The sequence below is a fragment of the uncultured Campylobacter sp. genome, assembly GCF_938018145.1.
GTDB lineage: Bacteria > Campylobacterota > Campylobacteria > Campylobacterales > Campylobacteraceae > Campylobacter_A.
Window position 1 is genome coordinate 1 of sequence record NZ_CALIII010000035.1, and the last position, 4,515, is coordinate 4,515.

Annotated in this window: 4 protein-coding genes; all 4 read left to right on the top strand. The window is 46.1% G+C overall.

The genetic code is table 11. The features are described 5' to 3' along the window. The coding region (locus Q0338_RS00825) for a uroporphyrinogen-III synthase (RefSeq protein WP_298085105.1) at window positions 1–463 on the top strand (463 nt) is incomplete at its 5' end. A gap of 231 nt (window positions 464–694) precedes the next feature. Beyond that, complete coding sequence (gene purD, locus Q0338_RS00830) at window positions 695–1,948, top strand: phosphoribosylamine--glycine ligase (protein ID WP_298085106.1); 1,254 nt, start codon at window positions 695–697, stop codon at window positions 1,946–1,948. Further along, window positions 1,945–2,394: an RDD family protein gene (locus tag Q0338_RS00835; protein WP_298085107.1), complete on the top strand. Its 450-nt coding sequence runs from the start codon at window positions 1,945–1,947 to the stop codon at window positions 2,392–2,394. The genes purD and Q0338_RS00835 overlap by 4 nt, the downstream gene beginning before the upstream one ends. Further along, the coding region (locus Q0338_RS00840; protein ID WP_298085108.1) for an LPS-assembly protein LptD at window positions 2,384–4,515 on the top strand (2,132 nt) is incomplete at its 3' end. The genes Q0338_RS00835 and Q0338_RS00840, both read left to right, overlap by 11 nt.

Sequence of the window (4,515 nt, forward strand, 5' to 3'; positions counted from 1 at the left end):
TTTGCAAATTTACTCCATCGGCGAAGGCACTAGCCGAGCGGCTAGCGGGTTTGGCTTCGCTCAAATTTACACCGCAAAAAACGCTCACGGAAACGATTTTGCCGCAGAGATCGCACCGCTTCTGCAAGGCAAAAAAACGCTATTTTTAAGAGCGCGCGAGACGGCTTCGAGCGTTGGTGAAATTTTACGAGAAAGCGGCGTAAATTTGACGCAAATAATCGCTTACGAAAACGTTTTTAAACCGCTTAAGGAGGAGCAAAAACCGCCTAAAAACTCAGCGATTATTTTTACAGCTCCCTCAGCAGTGCGAAATTTTACGCGAAATTTTGGCTGGGATGAGAGCTATAAAGCCGTCGCTATCGGGCTTACGACGGCAAAAGAGCTAGAAATTTTTACCTCGCCCGCAGTGAGCGCTCAGCAAAATATAAATTCCTGCGTAAGCCTCGCAAAAACGCTACTTTAAGCTAAAATTTTATATAATAACCTTGCCTGAGTGATTTGGCAGCGTATTTTTACAGGGTCCAACACATTAGTATCGGCGAAGATGTGCGGAACTGTGTGACGTGGCTTCGTTTGAGCGTGCGAGCGCGAGAAGTTGCGACCTAAAGGAACCGCCTATTTGCAAGGTTGGCTTTGAATTTTCGGGCCACTTATATGCGCACCGCTCACTTGGGTTTTTATTTTTGGAGAAATTATGAAAATTTTGATAATCGGAAGCGGCGGGCGCGAGTACTCAATAGCTCTAAAACTTCAAGAATCCCGCAAACACGAGCTTTTCTTTGCTCCAGGAAACGGAGCTACCTCAAAGCTCGGCACAAATCTAAAACCCAAAGACTATAATCAGCTCGCAGAATTTGCCCAATCAGAGCAAATAGAACTAACGATCGTCGGCCCCGAAGCGCCGTTAAGCGACGGCGTCGTGGATATATTTAAGGCGCGAAATTTAAACATTTTTGGACCGAGCAGGGCTGCGGCTAGACTCGAGGGCAGCAAGGCGTTTATGAAGGATTTTTTAGCTAGAAACGCTATCCGAACGGCTGCTTATCTAAATACCGATGATTACGATGCTGCGGCTAAATTTATAGACTCTCTTACCGCTCCCGTCGTCGTTAAGGCCGACGGACTGTGCGCTGGCAAAGGCGTGATAATCGCGCAAAGCCGCGATGAAGCAAAGGCCGCAGCTCGCGATATGCTAAGCGGCGAGAGCTTTGGCGAGGCCGGTAAACGCGTGGTCGTGGAGGAGTTTTTAGACGGATTCGAGCTTAGCTTTTTTGCTATTTGCGACGGCGAAAATTTCGTCAGCATGCCCGTAGCGCAGGATCATAAACGCCTAAAAGATAACGACGAGGGACCAAATACGGGCGGCATGGGTGCGTACGCTCCTAGTCCGCTAGCAAGCCAGGAGCTAATAAAACAGGTCGAAGAAGAGGTCGTAAAACCGACTCTAAAAGGCATGAAAGCCGAGGGAAATCCTTTCTGCGGCGTGCTTTTTGTAGGGCTTATGGTGGTTAAGGGCGTGCCGTACGTACTTGAGTTTAACGTGCGTTTCGGCGATCCGGAGTGTGAGGTGCTAATGCCGCTGATCGATGGCGATCTGGGCGAAATTTTACTAAACGCGGCAAAAGGCGATCTAAAACCCGTGAAGCTAAAAGACGAATTTGCCGTCGGAGTCGTGATGGCTAGTAAAAATTATCCTTTTTCAAGCTCGCCTAGGGCCAAAATCAGCGTAAAAAACGTTCCGGAAAACTCGCACATAGCATACGCAGGAGTGAGCGAACAGGGCGGCGAGATCTATGCTGACGGTGGACGAGTACTCGTGTGCGTGGGGCTTGGCAAAAGCATAAAACAAGCGCAGCAAAAGGCCTATGAGCTTTGCGAAAACGTAGAATTTGACGGCGCGCAGTACCGAAAAGATATCGCCTGGCAAATGCTAAAAGGGCGCGAATGAGCAGGAGCGTCATAGATAAGCTCGAAAACGAAAATATCACGCTCGCTAGCGTCGGCAAAAGAGCCGTCGCATGGGGGATAGATAAGTTTTTAATCTCATTTTTGTTTTATGCCGTCTGCTACGAAAAATTTGATGGGCTGGACTACGAGCAGATCAGTGCGCTAGCTATGGAAATGATACCGCAGATAGTCTTGCTCGAGGTTATTTACCAGACGTTTTTTACGTGGTATTGCGGCGCTAGTATCGGCAAGGTCGCGATGAAGATCGTGTGCGTGGATATTGATCTGCTCGATAAGCCGGGCTTGCTAAATTCTCTCACTCGCTCTTTGGTACGCATTATCAGCGAAAACGCATTTTTCCTAGGTTTTGCATGGGCGTTTTCAAATCCATTATTTCAAACGTGGCAAGATAAGGCCGCGAAAACGGTAGTTATAAATGTTTATTAGATTTTTTTTGACGCTTATTTTCGGGGCTTTTAGTTGCTATGCCGTTCAAAATTTCGAGCTTTTAGCTGACGACGTAAAGCGCGATAACGGCATAGTTACCGCAAATAAAAACGTGCTTGTGTATTCGCAAGATTATTTGATGAGCGCGGACAGAGCCGTTTACGATCAGCAAAAAGAGATCTTGGAGCTTTTCGGTAACGTAAATTTGATAAGAAATAAGGACGAAATCTCGCGCTGCTCGTACGCAAAGATCGATCTAAATAGCAAAGATAGCAACTACGAGACGCTATTTATGATGAACCGCGACATGGAAGTGTGGATGCAAAGCGACGAGAGTAATAGTACGTCTAAATTTTACGAAGTAAACGGAGCGGTCGTATCGAGCTGCAACGTCCAAGACCCGGATTGGAAGATCAAATTTAGCAGCGGTAAGCTAAACCGCGAGAGTAAATTTTTACACCTTTTTAATCCCGTGTTTTACGTAGGAAACGTCCCTGTGTTTTATCTGCCGTATTTTGGCTTTTCTACAGACACTCGCAGACGCACAGGCCTTTTACCGCCTGAGTTTGGTTACGGCAAAAACGACGGATTTTACTACAAACAACCGATCTATATCGCCGAATACGACAGCTGGGACTTACAGTTTGATCCGCAAATTCGCACTAGACGCGGTACGGGCATATACGGTACGTTTAGATTTGCCGATTCGCCTTATTCTAAGGGTTCGGTGACACTTGGCGCATTTAGAGATACCGAGGGCTACCGACAAAGACAGATCGAGAAAAACTCGCTAAGACTCCCTCTGAAAAACAAAACGCATAAGGGCGCTGATGTAAAATATGAGCGAGATAGACTCGTTAAGCACCTGATAAACGAGGATTTGCAGGAGGGCTTGTGGCTCGATGCGACGGCGCTAAACGATATCGACTATATAAATTTGAAAAAACGAGGCTCGGGTAGCGACGACAATCCTCTCGTAACCTCAAAACTAAACTATTTTCTAAGTAGCGACAAGCACTATTTCGGTGCATACGCGAGATACTACACTGATACCTCAAAAATCGGTAGCCCAAACGAAAACAAAGATACGCTTCAAGAGTATCCGAGCTTTCAGTATCATAAATTTACCGATAGTTTTATCTTGCCAAACGTGCTTTATTCTGTCGATCTCTACTCGCATAACTACACGAGAAAAATCGGCGTAAAAGCGACGCAGTACGAATTTAACCTGCCGGTTTCCTTTCATTTGCCTTTAGCGGACGATTATCTGAAATTCTCGTATTATCACTATTTATACGCTACCCACGTGGACTATGCAAAGAAAATGTACCGTCCGACCGGAGACGAGGATAGGAGCGCAAACTACATAGAAAATTATCATAAATTTTCGCTCCAGACCGACTTAGCTAAGGCTTACGAGAGCTTTTATCATAGTTTAAATTTGGGTGTAGATTATGTGGTTAAAGCATATAATGAAGGCGACTTGCCAGACAGATACGAGACGGCCGAAGATGACGGCAACGTATACGTCTACGACATGCTTGGACGAAAATATCAGAGCTTCATCAATCCTCAGCACACTAGAGACGAGGTTTCGGCCAGAGCGACGCAGTATTTCTTTAACGAAGACGGAAGGAAATTTTTACGCCATACTATTTCGCAGGGTTATTACACCAAAGAGAACAAGCGCTCAAATTTGAAAAACATCATCGGCTGGTATCCGCTACCGAATTTGTCTTTTTACAACAGACTTGAGTATTCGCACGTAAATAAATACTTTGAAAAAGTCCAAAGCGGCGCGAGCTATACGCACGATAAATTCGGCGCTAGCCTCTGGCACACGATGCAAAGAAAAAATGCGCAGGAAAAGCAAAACTATCTGCACCTAAACGGCTACGTCGAGCTTCCGCATAACTATAGGCTATTTAGCGGTACTCAGTATGACCTTGAGCGCGACTATAACAAGCAGTGGCAGCTAGGCGTCTCTCACCGCAGAAAATGCTGGAACTACACGTTTGTCTACGAAGAGGAGCTTGAACCTACGACGACCACGAGCGGAACAGCCGCCAAAAAATCAAGAGGCGTTTACTTCTTTATAAATTTCTATCCGATGGGCGGCGT